Origin of the sequence: Vibrio sp. ECSMB14106 (genome assembly GCF_000972265.1) — a bacterium.
Lineage (GTDB): Bacteria > Pseudomonadota > Gammaproteobacteria > Enterobacterales > Vibrionaceae > Vibrio > Vibrio kanaloae.
Genome location: NZ_LAUM01000006.1, coordinates 191,238 through 208,672, shown reverse-complemented (window position 1 = coordinate 208,672; position 17,435 = coordinate 191,238). Strand labels below are relative to the sequence as shown.

Sequence of the window (17,435 nt, the reverse complement as noted above, 5' to 3'; positions counted from 1 at the left end):
ATCAATAAGCTTTTTATAATAACAAGCGGAATACTCCGCATCACACTGGAGAATAACTGTGAAGACAATTACCACAGATATCGCAGTCATCGGCGCAGGCGGCGCTGGTCTTCGTACAGCGATTGCTGCGGCTGAAGCTAATCCTGAATTGGAAGTAGCACTGATTTCTAAAGTTTACCCAATGCGTTCGCACACGGTGGCAGCAGAAGGCGGTTCAGCAGCAGTAATTAAAGACGAAGATAGCCTAGATAACCACTTCAACGATACGGTTGGCGGTGGCGACTGGCTATGTGAACAGGATGTTGTTGAATACTTTGTTGAAAACTCGACTCGCGAAATGATCCAAATGGAGCAGTGGGGCTGCCCATGGAGTCGTAAAGAAAACGGTGAAGTAAACGTGCGCCGATTCGGCGGTATGAAGGTAGAGAGAACGTGGTTCGCGGCGGATAAAACCGGCTTCCATATGCTTCATACTCTGTTCCAGACTTCGATGAAGTACGACACAATCAAACGATTTGATGAGTACTTTGTGGTGGATTTGATCGTAGAGGAAGGCGAAATTCAAGGCCTAATCGCGATTCATATGTCTGAAGGTGAGCTTGTTACCATCAAAGCGAAATCCGTTGTTCTTGCAACCGGTGGCGCAGGTCGTGTTTACCACTGCAATACCAACGGCGGCATCGTAACGGGCGACGGTATGGCAATGGCTTATCGCCACGGTGTGCCACTGCGTGATATGGAGTTCGTTCAATACCACCCAACAGGCCTACCTGGCACTGGCATCTTGATGACCGAAGGTTGCCGTGGTGAAGGCGGTATCATCGTCAACAAGAACGGCTACCGTTACCTGCAAGATTACGGCATGGGCCCTGAAACTCCAGTGGGCGAGCCGAAAAACAAATACATGGAACTGGGTCCTCGTGACAAAGTTTCTCAAGCATTCTGGCACGAGCAGCAGAAAGGCAACACCATCAAGCACCCACTTGGTGATGTGGTACACCTTGACCTTCGCCACCTTGGTGAAGAGTACCTACAAGAACGCCTACCGTTTATCTGTGAGCTAGCAAAAGCGTACGTCAACGTTGATCCTGCAAAAGAGCCAATCCCTATTCGCCCGACGGTTCACTACACCATGGGGGGTATTGAAACCAACGGCACTTGTGAAACTCGCATCAAAGGCCTATTCGCCGTGGGTGAATGTGCGTCAGTTGGCCTACACGGTGCAAACCGCCTAGGTTCTAACTCTCTGGCTGAGTTCGTGGTATTTGGCCGCGTTGCCGGTGAACACGCCGTGAAACGCGCTGCGGAATTCAAAGGTTGGAATGAAGAATCTATCGCTAAGCAGGTGAAAGCGGTTGAAGATCGCATCGCTGGTATCTTAAATCAAGAAGGCGATGAGAACTGGGCTGATATCCGTACTGAAATGGGTCACACCATGGAAGCGGGTTGTGGTATCTACCGTCAAGAAGACTTGATGCAAGAAACCATCGACAAAATCACTGAACTGAAAGCGCGCTACAAGAAGATCAGCATTAAAGACAAAGGCAAAGTGTTCAACACGGACCTACTTTACGCTATCGAAGTGGGTTACGGCCTTGAAGTGGCAGAAGCGATGGTTCACTCAGCGATTCTTCGTAAAGAGTCTCGTGGTGCACACCAGCGTTTAGATGACAACTGCACTGAGCGTGACGACGTGAACTTCCTCAAACACACGCTTTCTTTCTACCAAGAAGACTCAGCACCAACCATCGACTACAGCGATGTGAAGATTACTAAGTCTCAACCGAAAGCGCGTTTGTACGGTGAAGCCGCAGAGAAAGCCGCAGCAGCAGAAAAAGCCGCTGAGGCAAACGACAAGCGTGAAGAGGAGCAAGCATAATGTCAGCGAACCGTATCCAAAAAGTAAACATCCTGCGCTACGATCCAGAGAAAGATGCAGAACCTCATATGCAGACTTTCGAAGTGCCTTTTGATGACACTATGTCAGTACTTGATGCGATTGGTTACATCAAAGACTACCAAGATAAAGACCTCTCTTACCGCTGGTCTTGTCGTATGGCGATTTGTGGCTCTTGCGGCATCATGGTTGATGGTGTGCCAAAACTCGCGTGTAAGAGCTTCTTACGTGACTACCCGAACGGCCTAACGATCGAACCACTTGCGAACTTCCCAATCGAGAAAGATTTGATTGTCGACATGACGCCGTTTATCGAGCGCCTTGAAGCGATCAAACCTTACATCATTGGTAACGATCGTAAGCCTGAAGACGGCACTAACATTCAAACGCCAGAACAAATGGCGAAATACAAACAGTTCGCTGGTTGTATCAACTGTGGTCTTTGTTACGCAGCGTGTCCTCAGTTTGGTCTAAACCCTGAGTTCATCGGCCCTGCGGCACTGACTCTTGCTCACCGTTACAACCTCGATAGCCGTGACAATGGTAAAGCTGAACGTATGCAGCTTATCAACGGTGAAAACGGCGCTTGGGGCTGTACGTTCGTCGGCTACTGCTCTGAAGTGTGTCCGAAGAAAGTAGACCCAGCAGCAGCGGTAAACCAAGGCAAAGTTGAGTCTTCAATGGACTTCGTTATCTCGATGTTCAAACCAGACGGCACTTCAGTTAGCAAGAACCAAGTAAAAACAACAGAGGAGGCATAAGATGAGCAATCGTAAGCCTTATGTTCGTGAGATGAAGAGAACGTGGTGGAGCAACCATCCGTTCTACCGCTTCTACATGCTACGTGAAGCAACTGTACTGCCTTTGATTCTGTTCACTCTGTTCCTAACCTTCGGTTTGGGTGCACTAGTGAAAGGCCCTGAAGCGTGGGCTGGTTGGTTGAGCTTTATGGCGAACCCTATCGTTGTCGGTATTAATATCGTGGCACTGCTAGGTAGCTTGATGCACGCTCAAACCTTCTTCAGCATGATGCCTCAAGTAATGCCGATCCGCCTGAAAGGTAAATTGGTGGACAAAAGAATCATCGTACTGACTCAGTGGGCAGCGGTGGCTTTTATTTCTTTAATCGTTCTTGTTGTGGTGTAAGGAGCTTTCGTTATGAACACAAACTACAAAGTAAATCGTGCTCCTAAACGTTCTGACGAGCCAATCTGGTGGGGCTTATTCGGCGCTGGCGGTACGTGGTTCGCGATGATCACACCCATCACGATCTTAGTGCTTGGTATCTTAGTGCCAATGGGCATTATTGACGCTAACGCGATGAGCTACGAACGTGTCTCTGAATTTGCCACCAGCATTATCGGTGCGCTATTCATCATCGGCACGTTAGCACTGCCAATGTGGCACGCCATGCACCGTCTTCATCACGGTATGCACGACCTTAAGTTCCACGTCGGCGTTGCGGGTAAAGTGGGTTGCTACTTCTTCGCAGGCCTAATTAGCGCATTGTCTGTTATTTTCATTTTTATGATTTAAAAGCAGATTCGAAATTCGAGTAAACGAGCCTCGAAGCTCTAAAACTAAAAGCAGAACAAGATTATCTTGTTCTGCTTTTTTGCTATTGGTTACACCTCATATCTCTCTGGCTCGGTTCTCCCCGATCTCCAGATACAAAAAAGGCCGCCTAAGCGACCTTTTTCAGATACTTGAAGTCAATTACTTCACACGACCAACGTATTCGCCAGTACGAGTATCAACTTTAACAACTTCACCGATTGCGATGAATAGAGGTACGCGAACTACCGCGCCAGTTGCTAGAGTTGCAGGCTTACCGCCAGTACCTTGTGTGTCGCCTTTCAGGCCAGGATCGGTTTCAGTTACTGCGATCTCAACAAAGTTTGGTGGAGTTACTGTGATAGGGTTATCATTCCACAACGTTAGAGTACAAACGTCATTTTCAACTAACCATTTTGCTGTCTCGCCCACTGCTTTTACATCAGCCGCGATTTGCTCGAATGTTTCGTTGTTCATGAAGTGGTAGAATTCGCCGTCGCTGTATAGGTAGCCTAGTTCAACGTCGATAACGTCGGCTAGTTCTACGGTATCGCCTGACTTAAATGTTTTCTCTAACACTTTGCCTGACAGCAGTTTACGAAGTTTTACACGGTTAAACGCTTGGCCTTTACCCGGCTTAACGTATTCATTTTCGATAATTGAGCAAGGCTCGTTATCCATCATGAATTTTAAACCGCCTTTGAATTCATTGGTGCTTACTGACGCCATGATTTCCTCTTACACATCTTTGAGTTGATTTCAATGCCGCATATCATAACCCGAAAAGTCGAATCTGTTGAGCAAAACTGGCTCAAACAGCTATCGAATGCGATCTCTGACCCGACAAAACTGCTCGAAGTATTAGAAATAGACCCTGCACCGTGGCAAAAAGGATTCGCGGCGCGTGAGCTGTTTTCGCTTCGAGTGCCCATAAGCTTTGTTGAGCGAATGGAAAAAGGCAACCCACATGATCCTTTACTGCGACAGGTTTTACCGCTCAGCGAAGAGTTTGAGGTTCATCCCGGCTACTCCGCCGATCCATTAGAAGAACAAGACAACGCCATTCCCGGGCTACTGCACAAATACAAAAACCGCGCCCTCATGATTGTAAAAGGTGGCTGTGCGATTAACTGCCGCTACTGCTTTCGCCGTCACTTCCCTTACCAAGATAACAAGGGATCAAAGTCAGCGTGGCAAACCAGCCTCGACTATGTCGCAGAGCACCCAGAGATCAACGAAGTGATCTTATCGGGTGGAGACCCACTGATGGCAAAAGACAGCGAACTCGAATGGCTAGTGCAAGCCATTGAGGCCATTCCACATGTCAAAACGTTGCGTATCCACAGTCGCTTACCTGTGGTGATTCCTGCTCGAATAACTGATGAGTTGTGTCTGCTACTCAAACAAACGCCGCTCAATATCGTCATGGTTAGCCATATTAACCATGCCAATGAGATCAATGCAGAGCTCAAGCAAGCCTTTCACAAACTAAAACAAACTGGTGCGACTCTACTTAATCAAGGTGTGATGTTGAAAGGGGTCAACAACAGTGCTGACTCATTGAAAGCATTAAGCGAAAAGCTATTCGATGCCGGTGTATTGCCTTACTACATGCATGTGCTTGATAAAGTACAGGGCGCGGCGCATTTCCATATCTCGGATGAAGAAGCAAAGCATCACTTTAAAGGCTTAATCTCTGAGGTTTCTGGCTACCTGGTGCCCAAATTGACTCGCGAGATCGGCGGGCGCAGCAGCAAAACCCTACTCGACCTACACATTGAATAGAGTCTTCGTACCTATTCAGATCGTATCGACTCAGAGTCACCGCCCCTATTCGAGCCTTTCGACTCAATGAACTAGAAGGTAGCGAAAACTAAACCTTGGTGACATGAGCTATAAACCGTTATTAAAACAACGCCTAAACCATAGGTTTAGGCGTTAGTCATTAGTTCGATTTTTCAATAACAAACGAAAACTCAATTATTTAGCGAAGTTAATAATTGGGAAACATGGGAAGAAACCGTTGTCAGCACAGTTGATCAAACCAACTTGTACGCCTTCAATCTTGTTTGTTTTATTGAAAATACCCACCTGAACGGTTGATACTTCAGATAAGTTCGCGGCACCTACATCAACCAAAGTGTTACCTTCAGAGTAGTTGACGAAACTTACGTTGGCACCTTTAACATCGTTAGTAATGTTCACGGCACCTAGGTTTACACCTGTTGTGTTACCCGTATTCCAGTTGAAGAAGCCAAGTGAAGCACCTGTCATCTCTTGGTTCACTTTTGATGCGCCGAAAATACCCAGGTTGACACCGGTTGTGGTTTGCGTTTCAGACATACCAACAACGGCAAGATCAAGGCCTTTTAGATCGCTCACTTGTCCGTGAAGAAGCGCAACACGTACACCGCCAACCGCATCGGCGTCTGGTGCGTTAAAACCGTTGATCGTTGAGAACATAACAGGCGAAGAAGCAAATGCTGCTGGTGCCATCACTGCTGCAGAAACAGCAAGTATCGAAAGTAGTTTTTTCATTGGGGAGTCTCCACTGACTTATTATTGCCTAGATTTATTGTTGCTTTGATTTATTGTTGCTTGGATTTATTATTAACCTGATTTATACATTCTAAATCAAGCGTCTATTGTCCTTTATTATACAGTCACCCATGTTAAAACAATGTCATGACTATACTGTTGAATATAGCTTTAAACTCATAAAGCGCAATGAAGCCCCCTATCCCCAGACAACCATACAACCATACAACCGGAAGGTTCTGGTTAACCAGGTCATCATTCTTTGCCACTGTGGACGCTTAATACCCTATAAATTGAGAATCCGATGAGAACCAAACACCATGTTTTTGATTGATATCTCTTATTCTCAACAATTGATTATCTGACCCATGAAGTATCGCACTTCGAGCTTGATTTCAGGGGTATCTAGAGTAGAGTCATCTCCATGGGGAAAGTGTTGACCAAAAAGCTTATCGTGACGGCACTTCTACTTCGAGCCGAATGGTCAGTGATAATTCTCACTTAATACAAAACCGTACAAACACCGATAAGCTCACCACCCAAATACGTTTCAGATAGAGAGTTGTGTCTAAAAACACGACCAACTTTAGGCTACCTTGCGAAAGTGTTTATTTCACAACACACCGACTCAATCTATCGTTACTCAAACATTGGATTAACACTCACTTACTAGACCACAACACGGATGGATTAGAGCAACAACACTGTCATCAAAAAACACTGTCATCCAAAACACGGTCATCCAAGTTGTGGTTTTATCTGTCTAACCTCCTATTTACTTTAATGTTGACTGAGTAATAAGACGTTAGATCAAATACTTAGTTTAATGCTTAGCGCTGTCTAACACGTCAGCGCTATTATTTATGAGGAAAATATGAATACGAAACCGGATATCACACTCTCATCCTTAGATGTCGATAGAATCTATGACCTGATTGAGTCTTTACCACGCAACAGCCCGTCTACAGAGCAACTCGAACAAGAATTGGAGCGTGGGACCATTCTTGAGCCCGATCAACTGCCTGACAACATAGTCACGATGAATTCAACAGTGACATTTTCAATCGATGCAACAAAGAAAGAGTTTTCTTTGACTTTGGTTTACCCAAAAGACGTGGACAGTAGCGGCACAAAAATCTCAATTTTAGCGCCGATAGGGAGTGCTTTGATTGGCCTATCCACCGGCCATTCCATTCAATGGACGAAGCCAGATGGGTCTCAAGTTGATGTCACCATCCTAGATATTACATACCAACCAGAAAGGGCTGGCGAATACCGCCTGTAGCGAAAAAAAATGCTCAAATGAATCCACTTGAGCATTTTAAGAACACCAGTACTCCCTGTCGCTCACGACCCCGGCCGAGAGAAAATCTCAGAGCGGTTTCTGCCATTGTTTTTTACACGATATAAGGCCGTATCCGCTTCTTTTAACGTCGAGCGAATGGATTGTTGCTCGTTGCCCCAAAAAGCAACACCAATAGAAACCGTAACGCTTCCTATACCCGCAAAGTCGTATAGCCCCACCTTTCTACGTAACCGTTCTGCAGATTTAAAAGCATCTTGAACATCGGAATTGAGTAAAAAAATAATAAACTCTTCTCCACCAGTTCGAAACAACAAGTCTTGTTCTCGAGATTGCTCTTTCATCAATTGCGCAAAACGTCTTAATAAATCATCACCAGCATCATGGCCAAAGTTATCATTAACTGATTTAAAAAAGTCGATGTCCAATGCGAGAATAGAAAATGGGATAGCTTGAGATTGTAATCTCTCAATCGCTTTATCTAAGCCTCTTCTGTTTAATAAACCGGTCATCGAATCCGTTAAACTTGCGGTATGAAGCGTGTCAATCGTCTCAAACGCGACCCCAAAGGCTTTGATAAAGCTACTCTTAAGTTGTGATGCTTCAAAATACCAAGAGTGGATTTGCTTTACGTTGTTCACCGTACGTGAATGGCTACCCGCCTCTTTTACGGCCATGGCTAATTGTTTTAACGGTTTGGATATAAAGCTAGAAAAAAACCAAATAAACATTAATGTCAGCCCCCCAACAGGAAGCGTTGTGATGAACACTTCTTTCATTTGTTGATTCACTGTCAGTATCGTACTTTGCTTCGATCTCTGAGCAACCATGCCCCAGCTGGACTGAGAGACAGGAGCAAATCCTGCCAACATTTGAATACCCAAAGAGTTCACAATATCTAGACTGCCACTTTCTCCCTTTGCCACAGTATTGATTGCGCGATTGCTTGTGATGACTTGACCGATCCTTGATTTATTTGGGTGATAAATCAACGTGCCATGTCGGTCCACAACGTAAAGGTACGAGCCATCCGCATAACTATGCTCATTCAACAACTTTCCTAGTATATTCGCCGTTTCTAGATAAATGCTCCCACTGATATACCCGAGATATGTCCCTTGACTCGAAAAAATAGGGTATGACAGACTAATAAGATAATTACCGGCAGGAGATACAAAAGGGTCCGTCACCATAGGTGCTTTAGCTTCTAATGATTGAAGTGCGCTTTCACTCTTCAACTTGCTCCCTTGCACTTTAATGGTTTCAGGAGAAACTGCCGTTATCACACCATCAGAGTTTACAACGACAACGGAGTTAAACATATTTGTTTGATTTTTGAGTCGTTTCGTTTCCTCTACCAACACACCCTTATCATTGGTGAGGTCAGATAAGGCTTTTGCACTGTATTCAAGTTGTGTCATCGCGGAATCAAGAAAAACATCCGTCATTTCTGCCATCTTCTTAGCATAAACTCGATTCGACTCAAGCGTCGTATTAATGATGATATCTCGCTGCACTTGATAAAGTGAGTAAAACGCATTCAACAAAGTAACCATTGCGGAAAATACACACAAGACTAGAATTAACTTTCTTAAATTAACCTTTTCTAACATTGTTTTTATCCATTTCTTGCCACTATATTTTTAGCCACATTAACATTTAAAGTTAATATTCTCAGTCAATTCCTCGCAGAAGTAGAAATATAGATACTAAGCTGCACTTACCACCAATAAGTGTCCGAGCTCATATGTATATATTTTTTTATCATCTCAGAAAAGGAAAATATAAAACCAGTACGCACCTATCACAACAAGACATCATGTTCAAAAACGGGGCTCAGAATGCAGTGTCCTTTTCATCAAAGGTGCAGGATTTTCACTCCATTTTTACCGTTCTTCTTAATTTGATACATAGCCAAATCAGATTGCTGGTAAACGTCATCAAAGTGATGATCACCTTGGTTAAAGAAACACACACCGATACTCATTCCAATGGCGACACCCGTCAGCATTTGATTGCTTTCAGGTACCGCCTTTTGCAACAACTCTTCACAAAAGTGAGTGACTTGATCTGGTTCCATATCGGGAAACAAAATGACAAACTCATCCCCACCAATTCGTCCGATTTGCGCCGGTTCAGAGTATGGTTTAGCTAAATCAGAAGTTAGAGAAGCGACGTCAGAGGCTAGCGTACCTAAACGCTGAGCAATAAAACTCAACACCTGGTCGCCCGCCTGGTGTCCTAATGTGTCATTGACCGCTTTAAAGTTGTCGATATCAATAAAGATCATCGCCGCTTTAACTAACGTATCCGCGCTTTTCATCTCACGAAAACGTTGTTCGATGGCTTGTCTATTGAATAACCCCGTCAACCTATCGATAGAGGCCAAAGTCGCTAACTGTTGTTCAAAGCGTTTTTCTTTGGTGATATCGATGTGCGTACCCATAATTCTAAGCGGTACTCCATTGGTATCAAACTCGACAACACGACCTCTGTCGTACACGTAGCTATCACCACCATCTTTGTGGGTCATTCGGTAAACAACTTCATACAAATCACACCTTCCCGCTAGATGCTCTTCAAAAGCTTTCATCGCCTGCTGATAATCATCAGGGTGTAAGTTATTTTTCCAAGTTTCAAATGTCGCTGTCAGCTCATGCGGTTGGTAGCCGAGCATTTTTCCCCAATCCATATTAAAGATAGTGAGTTGTCCTGAAGAGACATGGTGCTCCCACAAACACAAGCCATTACTGTCGAGTGCGGCATTCAACTTTTCTTGCAGGCGAGCATTATGTCGTTTGAGATCAACATTCTCTTTTTCGAGTTCTGCAATTTTTTTTTCAAATTCGGCAATGATGTTCAAATCGGCTTGCATGATCTTGACAAAATTTGTGGAAGTGGTGTCTTAATATAAAGAAAAAAATCGCGGGGTTCTATGCCTTAGTAACACATTTAATTTTAATGTCTTTTTCTTTCTTGGTCAGACATCACGTTATTGAAGGGGCAACTTTCAAATACGTATGAATGATCTTAGTGCTTTCATTTACCTCGCTCAAACCAAAATCAAAATCAAAATCAAAACCACTCAAGCACACCGATACGCCCCCTTAAACATTCGTTGCAACTGTGTATAATCGCATCAATTTCATTTGATTCGTATATTTCCTATTTAAGTAAGGTCAGTGGTGTTTTTTACTAAGAAGCAAAAGCCAGAGATAAAACCTAGCCATTCCGACAATGTTTATCAGTCTTTAAAAAAGCATGTTGCATGGATCGAGTTTACCCCTGAAGGCGTCATCCAAAATGCCAGTGCGCCCTTTTTAACGCTTGTCGGGTACTCATTAGATGAGGTAAAAGGGCAGCACCACAAAATGCTCTGTACGGATAGCTATATTCGCTCTTCGCTTTATCAAAGCTTTTGGCGAGATCTTGCCAATGGTGTCTCAAAAGAAGGCACGTTCGAGAGAGTAAATAAGCAAGGTGACACGGTTGTTCTAGAAGCGACCTATTTACCGATCAAAAATTCAGATGGTCGTGTCACTGGCGTAGCAAAACTGGCTTCTGATATCACAGAGATCAACGAGCAAAACAAAAAAAATGATGCGTTGTTTTCTGCCTTAGACAAGTCACAAGCGATTATTGAATTTGATCCTGAAGGGACAATACTGACCGCCAACTCAAACTTTTTAAATACGTTGGGTTACAGAGAAAACCAGGTGGTAGGTAAACATCATCGCATGTTCTGTTTTGAGGAATTCTATAATAATCACCCTCACTTCTGGCAAGAATTACAAAAAGGACAGGTAAAGTCGGGGCTTTTTCAACGTCGCAACTCTAACGGAGCAAGCATCTGGATTGAGGCCAGCTACAACCCCATCATGAATGAAGCTGGTCATGTGGTGAAAATAGTCAAACTTGCCAGTAATATCACTGATCGTATTGAACGAAGCCATGCGATTGCTGAAGCTTCAGAGGTGGCCTACTCAACATCACTAGAAACAGCGCAAATAGCACTGGAAGGATCGAAACTGCTTGCCGATTCGGTCGAGGTCTCTTTGACGGTATCCCAAAAAGCGGCCAGTACCTCTCAAAAGGTGCATTCACTCAATGACAGCTCGAAAAGCATTCAAAATATTGTCGCTACAATTCAAGAGATCGCAGCGAGAACGAATTTATTGGCACTCAACGCCGCCATCGAAGCCGCAAGAGCTGGTGAATACGGGAGAGGCTTTGCCGTTGTCGCTGACGAAGTAAGACAACTCGCGTCTCGAACTTCAGACTCGACAAACGAAATAATCAAAGTCGTCGAAGAAAATCAGCAACTCATCAACGAGGTGACCAATATGATGACCGAAATGTCATCCATTACGGAAGAAGGCAATGCCAAGATTACCGAAGTCTCGACCGTCATGGATGAGATCCATAAAGGTGCAGAGAATGTTTCGAGCACGGTGATGAATCTTTCTAATAGCCAGCAATAATCAAAATTTAACGATCGGCATATTCTCGACATTCTAACCCGCGAGATGACACTCTATGGTCAACTCGATGAGGGTTCATGTCGTCAGGTATAAAAACAACAAAGTCAGTGACTAAACACTGACTTTTTACTACGAGTAGAATGTTTAAACAACGCCTTGCTCGATCATTGCATCAGCAACTTTTCTAAACCCCGCAATATTCGCACCGAGTACCAAGTTACCAGGTTGTCCAAACTCTTTACTGGTCTCATTCGCACTGGTGAAAATGTTCTTCATTATGACTTGTAGATGAGAATCTACCTTTTCAAACGTCCATTTTTGCATACTGGCATTTTGCGCCATTTCAAGTTGACTGGTCGCAACACCGCCTGCGTTTGCCGCTTTAGCAGGACCGTACGCAATTTTGGAATCAACAATTGCATTCGCCGCTTCTTGAGTGGTTGGCATATTCGCACCTTCACAGATCAATCGACAACCGTTACTCATAAGCGCTTGCGCATCGGCTAAAGTAAGTTCATTTTGTGTTGCGCACGGAAATGCAGCGTCCGCTTGATAACGCCATATTGCATGGCCATCAAGAGGATAATCATCGACTGGAGTGTAGACCGCTTCAGGATAAGTACTTAAGTACTCTTCTAAGGAGCAGCGCTTCACTTCTTTGAGCTCTTTCAGTAACTTAAGATCGATGCCCTTCTCATGATAGATCGTCCCGCGAGAATCACTGCAAGTTACTGGAAGTGCTCCAATATGATAAAGCTTTTCGATAGCGTAAATCGCAACGTTACCAGCACCAGATACCAGACACCTTTTACCTTTCAGCGTATCTTGACGATCATTAAGCATGTATTCGGCAAAGTAAACGGCGCCATACCCAGTCGCTTCTTTGCGCCCAAGGGAGCCCCCCCAGAGTAAACTTTTACCAGTAAACACACCTTCGTAACGGCCGGTTAAACGCTTGTATTGGCCAAACATATAGCCAATTTCACGAGCACCGACACCGATGTCACCTGCTGGCACATCAGTAACAGGGCCAATATGACGATATAGTTCGTTCATAAAAGATTGACAAAAACGCATGATTTCACCATCAGATTTGTCTTTGGGATCAAAATTAGAGCCACCTTTGCCGCCACCAATAGGTAATCCCGTCAGTGCGTTTTTGAATATTTGCTCAAAACCAAGGAACTTAATGACACTAGCGTTTACTGATGGGTGAAACCTTAGCCCTCCTTTGTATGGGCCTAATGCCGAGTTAAACTCTATGCGATAGCCTTTATTGACTTGCACGTTTCCGGCATCATCAACCCAAGGTACACGAAAAATGATCTGCCTTTCAGGCTCTACAATTCTTTGAATAATCGCTTGTTCTTGATATTGACGATTGCTTTCGATAACCGGTGTAAGAGAAGATAGAACTTCTTCTACCGCTTGATAAAACTCTTTTTGCGCGGGGCTACTATGTTGTAATGAAACAATCGTATTGTGTATATGTTGCATATTATTCATCCTTGCTATGTTTAAAAATGTATATCCATATTATTTCACGGTACTTATTTCTGAGAGCACATCTTTAACAGAGGTAGCTGCACATAAGTGCAACACCTTGAGGTTATTTGAATTTATAGGCTTGGGAGAGTCATTTAATAACCGTTTTCATCACAAGTCAGTCATTTAATTGCGTAACTTCGATGAATGTTTATTATTAGGTATTAGCTTTGTTGGGTAAAGAAGATGTGAGCTTTTCTATACTTAACATCGCTTACGTAATATGTCACGCTCTTATCGAACGTGATTAAGCATATAAGCCAATATAAGATCTTAAGGCTGTATCATCTGGCAATTTGATTTCAAAAACTACTCTCCCCTCATTAACCCCTTAAGAACCTTAGAAATTATGATCTTCCATTGAATACTATAGAAACTCAAAACAAACAAAAGCCCCGTAAGCGCTAGGCCTACGGGGCTTTTCAGACTTTATAGGATTAAGTCAGGGGGATGATTACATCATACCGCCCATGCCACCCATACCGCCCATGCCACCCATATCAGGCATTGCAGGCGCTGCGTCTTGAGGCTTATCTGTGATCATCGCTTCTGTTGTGATCATAAGACCAGCAACTGACGCTGCGAACTGAAGTGCAGAGCGAGTTACCTTAGTTGGGTCTAGGATACCCATTGCAATCATGTCGCCGTATTCGCCAGTCGCCGCGTTGTAACCGTAGTTACCTTCGCCAGCACGAACGTTGTTCGCAACCACAGACTCTTCATCGCCTGCGTTCTTCGTGATTTGACGAATAGGCGCTTCCATTGCACGCAGTGCAACGCGGATACCGACGTTCTGTTCTTCATTGTCACCTTCAAGGCCAACAACTTTAGATGCCGCGCGGATAAGTGCAACACCACCACCAGCAACCACACCTTCTTCAACGGCAGCGCGAGTTGCGTGAAGGGCATCTTCAACGCGGTCTTTCTTCTCTTTCATCTCAACTTCAGTTGCAGCACCCACTTTGATCACTGCAACACCGCCAGCTAGCTTAGCGACACGTTCTTGAAGCTTCTCTTTGTCGTAGTCTGACGTTGCATCTTCGATTTGTTGACGAATTTGAGCAACACGACCTTGAATCATTGTTTCTTCGCCCGCGCCATCAATGATGGTTGAGTTCTCTTTAGTGATAGTAATGCGCTTAGCTTGACCTAGGTCTTCTAGCGTTACTTTCTCAAGGTCTAGGCCGATCTCTTCAGAGATAACCGTACCGCCCGTTAGGATAGCGATATCTTGCAGCATAGACTTACGACGGTCACCGAAGCCAGGCGCTTTAACCGCTGCCACTTTCACGATGCCACGCATGTTGTTCACAACAAGCGTTGCTAGCGCTTCGCCTTCTACATCTTCAGCGATGATAAGAAGTGGACGAGATGCTTTTGCTACTGCTTCTAGAGTCGGAAGCAGTTCACGGATGTTCGACACTTTCTTATCGATAAGAAGAATGAATGGGCTTTCTAGATCAACAGAACCCGCTTCTTGGTTGTTGATGAAGTAAGGAGACAGGTAACCACGGTCGAACTGCATACCTTCTACTACGTCTAGCTCGTCTTGCAGAGCCTGACCTTCTTCAACCGTGATTACGCCATCACGACCTACTTTTTCCATCGCTTCAGCAATGATGTTACCGACTGTTGCGTCAGAGTTTGCAGAGATAGTACCGACTTGAGCAATCGCTTTAGTGTCTGAACATGGCACAGAAAGGTTCTTCAGCTCTTCAACCGCTGCGATAACCGCTTTGTCGATACCGCGCTTAAGATCCATTGGGTTCATGCCAGCAGCAACCGCTTTTAGGCCTTCAGCGATAATAGACTGAGCCAATACTGTTGCTGTTGTTGTGCCGTCGCCCGCCGCGTCATTCGCTTGCGAAGCCACTTCTTTCACCATTTGTGCACCCATGTTTTGGAACTTGTCTTCAAGTTCAATTTCACGAGCCACTGACACACCATCTTTAGTGATAGTTGGTGCGCCAAATGATTTGTCTAGAACAACGTTACGGCCTTTAGGACCCAGCGTTACTTTTACCGCGTCAGCCAGAACGTTTACACCTTCTAGCATTTTAATACGAGCGTCGTTACCAAATTTAACGTCTTTTGCAGCCATCTTAATTTCCTTTCAATTCTTTATTCAGTCAGTTCTGTTTTATGGGTCGGATTACTCAACGATCGCCATGATGTCGTTTTCAGACATGATCAGAACTTCTTTGCCATCGATCTTTTCAGTTTTAGTGCCGTAGCCTTCTGCAAAGATAACGGTGTCGCCAACTTTAACGTCCAACGGTTGTACTGAACCGTTTTCTAGAATGCGGCCTTTGCCAACAGCTAGAATAATACCGCGCGTTGATTTTTCAGCGGCAGAACCAGTTAGAACGATGCCACCAGCAGACTTAGATTCAACTTCTTGGCGCTCAACGATAACTCGGTCGTGTAGAGGACGGATATTCATCGGTCGTATCTCCTGATAATTTCCATTTAATATGATAGTTGCCACGATTGGCATGAGGTTACTCAATATGTTGGGGGCAATGTGGAAGATCCCAAGGGGGAAAAGATAAAAATTGTGATCGAAAGAGCAGATTCGAGATGCAAATGAACGAGTAGCGAAAAAAGAAAAAAGAAGCCTCCCTATCCCGCATCTGTTTATCCGCTCTCTACATTTGATTCATTCTGATTTATCCTACGTTTTTCGTTTCAATCGGCGTTTTACATGCAAGATAAGCACGGGCTTTTAACCGCCCCGATAGCAAACACTCTGCGCACTATGACCATACCGACCATCTTCGGTATGGTGGCGATCTTGATGTTTAACCTAGTCGACACCTTCTTTATCTCGTTGCTTGGCACCCAAGCCTTAGCGGCGGTCAGTTTTACTTTTCCGGTTACCTTTGCCATCAACTGCATCACCATGGGCATTGGTATTGGTTTATCGACGTGTATTGGCCGATTACTTGGCCAAGGCAGCGCGCAAAATGCCGCCCGCTTTACCTGTCATAGCTTACTGCTTGCCTTACTGCTTATCGGCTGCGCTTCAACGCTGGGTATTATTTTCTTAGAACCTATGTTTACCCAGTTAGGGGCAAAGCCAGCGTTATTGCCGCTGATATCGGAATACATGTTGGTCTGGTATCTCGCGATCCCACTACTGGTTATCCCAATGGCAGGCAACAGCGCCATACGAGCCAGCGGCGACACCAAAACGCCAGCCAAAATTATGATGATCGCAGGGCTGATCAATGGCGTCTTAGATCCGCTACTGATTTTTGGTTATGGGCCTTTTCCTGAGCTGGGGATTCAAGGCGCAGCCATTGCCAGCGGTTTTAGTTGGTTTGGGGCCTTGTGTGGCTCACTGTATGTGTTAACCATACGAGAGAAACTGTTGGCTCCCCCTAAACTGGCCAATATCATCAATGACTGGCGACAGACCCTAAAAATAGGCACCCCAGCCGCACTCTCTAATGCCCTAAACCCACTTGCTGGCGCTATCATCATGATGATGTTAGCCAAACAAGGCACTGAAGCCGTGGCCGCTTACGGCGCAGCGCAACGTATTGAATCGATTCTTATCATCGTATTAATGTCTCTCACCTCGGCCCTGACCCCTTTCATGGCGCAGAACTTTGGCGCAAACAACCCTAAACGCAGCTTTGACGGGCTCTTTTTGAGCATGCGTTTTGCCGTATTGTTCCAAGGTTTGGTTTTCTTAATGATGGTACCGCTGAGCATTCCTTTGGCCGCTCTGTTCTCTCAAGAAGAGTCGGTGCGAGGCATATTATGGCATTACCTGCTAGTTGTACCCTTTAGCTATGGGTTCCAAGGTATTGTGATGATGCTGATCAGCGGCATGAACGCGATGCATCAACCACTAAAAGCCTTCCAATGGAGCTTCATGCGCCTGTTTGTGTTTATCTTACCTTTTGCGTGGATAGGCAGCCAAATCGATGGCGTCGAAGGGCTGTTTATTGGCTTAGCCTTGGGGAATATTGTCGGCGGTATTACCGGATACTGCTTTGCGCTTCGAGTAGAGAAAGATTCGAGATGCGGGTAAGTTCTTCGCATCCCGTTTACTCGTATCTCGCATCTATAAAAAAGCCCGCACTTTGAAGTGCGGGCTTTCAAAATC

Annotated in this window: 15 protein-coding genes; 8 read left to right on the top strand and 7 right to left on the bottom strand. The window is 44.8% G+C overall.

Features of this window, described 5'->3' with window-relative positions:
* The first annotated feature begins 58 nt into the window (after nucleotides 1-58).
* The 4 genes from frdA to frdD are packed head-to-tail and all read left to right on the top strand — an operon-like array spanning nucleotide 59 to nucleotide 3,433.
* Entirely contained in the window at nucleotides 59-1,879 is a 1,821-nt protein-coding gene (gene frdA / locus WR49_RS06775) for a fumarate reductase (quinol) flavoprotein subunit (protein ID WP_046223495.1), read from the top strand.
* Nucleotides 1,879-2,658: a succinate dehydrogenase/fumarate reductase iron-sulfur subunit gene (locus WR49_RS06770; RefSeq protein WP_017055379.1), complete on the top strand. Its 780-nt coding sequence runs from the start codon at nucleotides 1,879-1,881 to the stop codon at nucleotides 2,656-2,658. Before frdA ends, WR49_RS06770 begins: the two co-directional genes overlap by 1 nt.
* A 1-nt stretch (nucleotide 2,659) precedes the next feature.
* Complete coding sequence (gene frdC, locus WR49_RS06765) at nucleotides 2,660-3,043, top strand: fumarate reductase subunit FrdC (RefSeq protein WP_017055380.1); 384 nt, start codon at nucleotides 2,660-2,662, stop codon at nucleotides 3,041-3,043.
* 12 nt (nucleotides 3,044-3,055) lie between these two features.
* A complete protein-coding gene (gene frdD / locus WR49_RS06760) occupies nucleotides 3,056-3,433 on the top strand; it encodes a fumarate reductase subunit FrdD (protein WP_017055381.1) in 378 nt (125 codons plus the stop codon).
* A gap of 180 nt (nucleotides 3,434-3,613) precedes the next feature.
* Here frdD and efp read toward each other — a convergent pair whose 3' ends face one another.
* Entirely contained in the window at nucleotides 3,614-4,180 is a 567-nt protein-coding gene (gene efp / locus WR49_RS06755; RefSeq protein WP_017055382.1) for an elongation factor P, read from the bottom strand.
* Nucleotides 4,181-4,213: 33 nt separating this feature from the next.
* On the opposite strand from efp, the gene epmB reads away from it, so the two are divergent.
* Nucleotides 4,214-5,236, top strand: a complete 1,023-nt coding sequence (gene epmB, locus WR49_RS06750; protein ID WP_046223494.1) for an EF-P beta-lysylation protein EpmB — start codon at nucleotides 4,214-4,216, stop codon at nucleotides 5,234-5,236.
* A 195-nt stretch (nucleotides 5,237-5,431) separates the two neighbouring features.
* On the opposite strand, the gene WR49_RS06745 is transcribed toward epmB, so the two are convergent.
* On the bottom strand, nucleotides 5,432-5,989 hold the full coding sequence (locus WR49_RS06745) for a VC2662 family protein (RefSeq protein ID WP_017055384.1): 558 nt from the start codon (nucleotides 5,987-5,989) through the stop codon (nucleotides 5,432-5,434).
* Nucleotides 5,990-6,863: 874 nt separating this feature from the next.
* Between WR49_RS06745 and rnk the strand changes: the two genes are divergently transcribed.
* The gene (gene rnk / locus WR49_RS06740) at nucleotides 6,864-7,274 is read left to right on the top strand and encodes a nucleoside diphosphate kinase regulator (RefSeq protein WP_017055385.1); all 411 of its coding nucleotides are present in this window, start codon (nucleotides 6,864-6,866) and stop codon (nucleotides 7,272-7,274) included.
* Nucleotides 7,275-7,336: 62 nt separating this feature from the next.
* Here the strand turns inward: rnk and WR49_RS06735 are convergent, their stop codons facing one another.
* Nucleotides 7,337-8,905, bottom strand: a complete 1,569-nt coding sequence (locus WR49_RS06735) for a sensor domain-containing diguanylate cyclase (protein WP_046223493.1) — start codon at nucleotides 8,903-8,905, stop codon at nucleotides 7,337-7,339.
* Between the two features lie 245 nt (nucleotides 8,906-9,150).
* Complete coding sequence (locus WR49_RS06730; RefSeq protein WP_046223492.1) at nucleotides 9,151-10,167, bottom strand: sensor domain-containing diguanylate cyclase; 1,017 nt, start codon at nucleotides 10,165-10,167, stop codon at nucleotides 9,151-9,153.
* A 310-nt stretch (nucleotides 10,168-10,477) separates the two neighbouring features.
* Between WR49_RS06730 and WR49_RS06725 the strand changes: the two genes are divergently transcribed.
* On the top strand, nucleotides 10,478-11,773 hold the full coding sequence (locus tag WR49_RS06725; protein ID WP_046223510.1) for a methyl-accepting chemotaxis protein: 1,296 nt from the start codon (nucleotides 10,478-10,480) through the stop codon (nucleotides 11,771-11,773).
* 144 nt (nucleotides 11,774-11,917) lie between these two features.
* Here the strand turns inward: WR49_RS06725 and gdhA are convergent, their stop codons facing one another.
* From gdhA to WR49_RS06710, 3 genes are all read right to left on the bottom strand, one after another.
* Nucleotides 11,918-13,270 carry an NADP-specific glutamate dehydrogenase gene (gdhA, locus tag WR49_RS06720; RefSeq protein ID WP_046223491.1) on the bottom strand — a complete coding sequence of 451 codons (1,353 nt, stop codon included), beginning with the start codon at nucleotides 13,268-13,270 and terminating at the stop codon, nucleotides 11,918-11,920.
* A gap of 502 nt (nucleotides 13,271-13,772) precedes the next feature.
* Nucleotides 13,773-15,419, bottom strand: coding sequence for a chaperonin GroEL (groL, locus tag WR49_RS06715; protein ID WP_046223490.1), 1,647 nt, complete (start codon nucleotides 15,417-15,419; stop codon nucleotides 13,773-13,775).
* A gap of 51 nt (nucleotides 15,420-15,470) precedes the next feature.
* A complete protein-coding gene (locus WR49_RS06710) occupies nucleotides 15,471-15,761 on the bottom strand; it encodes a co-chaperone GroES (protein ID WP_010433998.1) in 291 nt (96 codons plus the stop codon).
* A 261-nt stretch (nucleotides 15,762-16,022) separates the two neighbouring features.
* Here WR49_RS06710 and WR49_RS06705 point away from each other — a divergent pair, with 261 nt between their 5' ends.
* Nucleotides 16,023-17,360, top strand: coding sequence for an MATE family efflux transporter (locus WR49_RS06705; RefSeq protein WP_046223489.1), 1,338 nt, complete (start codon nucleotides 16,023-16,025; stop codon nucleotides 17,358-17,360).
* The last annotated feature ends 75 nt before the right edge of the window (nucleotides 17,361-17,435 follow it).